Origin of the sequence: Bartonella queenslandensis AUST/NH15 (assembly GCF_000312585.1) — a bacterium.
In the GTDB taxonomy this organism is placed as follows: Bacteria; Pseudomonadota; Alphaproteobacteria; order Rhizobiales; family Rhizobiaceae; genus Bartonella; species Bartonella queenslandensis_A.
Genome location: NZ_HE997993.1, coordinates 1 through 1,627 on the forward strand (window position 1 = coordinate 1; position 1,627 = coordinate 1,627).

Genomic DNA, 1,627 nt, shown 5'->3' on the forward strand with positions numbered 1-1,627 from the left:
GACTCCGGCTCAAGAGCTCATCATTTCCAATTGTGATTTTTAGCAAAGGAGAGGAGAAAAGAGACATGGAAAAAGTAAACCGGCTAAAAACGGAAAATTCAAGAGACAGCTTGCTCTCTTCTATTCGGCAACTCCCGCATAATATTGAAGCCGAACAAGCATTGCTTGGAGCAATTCTTGTTAACAATGATGCCCTTGATCGTGTTGCAGATTTTTTGAAAGCAGAACATTTTTTTGAAACTCTTCATCAAAAGATTTTTGCTACAGTTTTGCATATGATCAAAAACGGCAAAGTTGCAACCCCTGTTACCATTAAATCCTTTATTCCAGCTGAAGAAAAAATTGGTGATATTAGCGTCTTTCATTATGTTGTTCGTTTAGCCAAAGACGCGGTGACAATCATTAATGCTGAAGATTATGGACGGGTTATCTATGATCTTTTTATCCGACGCTCGTTGATACATCTTGGAAATCAAGTTGTCACGACAGCCTTTGAGGCTCCACTAGAGCTTACACCAACACAACAAATAGAAACTGTTGAACATCAATTGTTTGAACTTGCCGACAAAGGCAAATATGGGGGTGGGTTTGAAAACTTTGATACAGCCATTGCAAAAGCACTGAACATGGCGAGCGCTGCTAAAAAGCGCTCTTCAAGGCTTTCAGGGTTAGCGACCCATATAAAACCATTGGATGAAAAAATGGGAGGGTTGCAGCCATCCGACTTGATTATCATAGCTGGGCGCCCAGGGATGGGTAAAACTGCACTTGCTACCAATATTGCCTTTCACATTGCCAATGCTCATTATCGTAGTGAGAAAATCAAAGATCCCTCACAAGCCCATGAAGGAGGGATTATTGGCTTTTTCTCATTGGAAATGTCATCAGAACAACTTGCAACCCGTATTATCTCTGAACAAACAGAGGTCTCTTCTTGTGATATTCGACGAGGCAATCTCTCAGAAGAGCAATTGAGCAAAATTATTCGTGCAACGCATCATTTACAAAAAATACCCCTTTATATCGACCAAACTGGTGGTATCTCCCTTGCCCAATTATCCGCCCGTGCAAGGCGTCTCAAACGCCAACATGGTTTGGGTGTCTTAGTCATTGATTATATCCAGTTAATGACAAGTAGCGCAAAACGTTCTTCAGAGAACCGCGTTCAAGAAATCACAGCGATTACCATGGGGCTTAAAGCTTTGGCAAAAGAACTCAATATCCCGATCATTGCTCTTTCACAGCTCTCACGCCAAGTTGAAAACCGAACAGATAAACGTCCCCAGCTTGCCGATCTACGAGAATCAGGTTCCATTGAACAAGATGCCGATGTTGTGCTGTTTGTTTATCGTGGAGAATATTATCTCAAAAATGAAGCACCCAAAGAAGGCTCCCTTGAGTATAGTAAATGGCAAGAGGCAATGGAGAAAGCCAAGGGCAAAGCTGAGGTTATTATAGCCAAACAACGTCATGGTCCGACAGGCGTCGTTCCTCTTGCCTTTCAATCCGATTTTACACGCTTTAGCGATCTGGAAGAGAGAAGATAATCGTAATATCTTAGAAAAAATCCAAGAGGCTCTCACCAAAAATTATGCATCTTAAAACGCCCTTTGAAGACCCTTTGAAA

1 protein-coding gene is annotated in these 1,627 nt (G+C 41.8%); it reads left to right on the forward strand.

Going from position 1 to position 1,627, the window contains the following annotated elements:
- Positions 1–65: 65 nt before the first annotated feature.
- Positions 66–1,547, forward strand: a complete 1,482-nt coding sequence (locus BN338_RS03365) for a replicative DNA helicase (RefSeq protein WP_039759082.1) — start codon at positions 66–68, stop codon at positions 1,545–1,547.
- Positions 1,548–1,627: the final 80 nt, after the last annotated feature.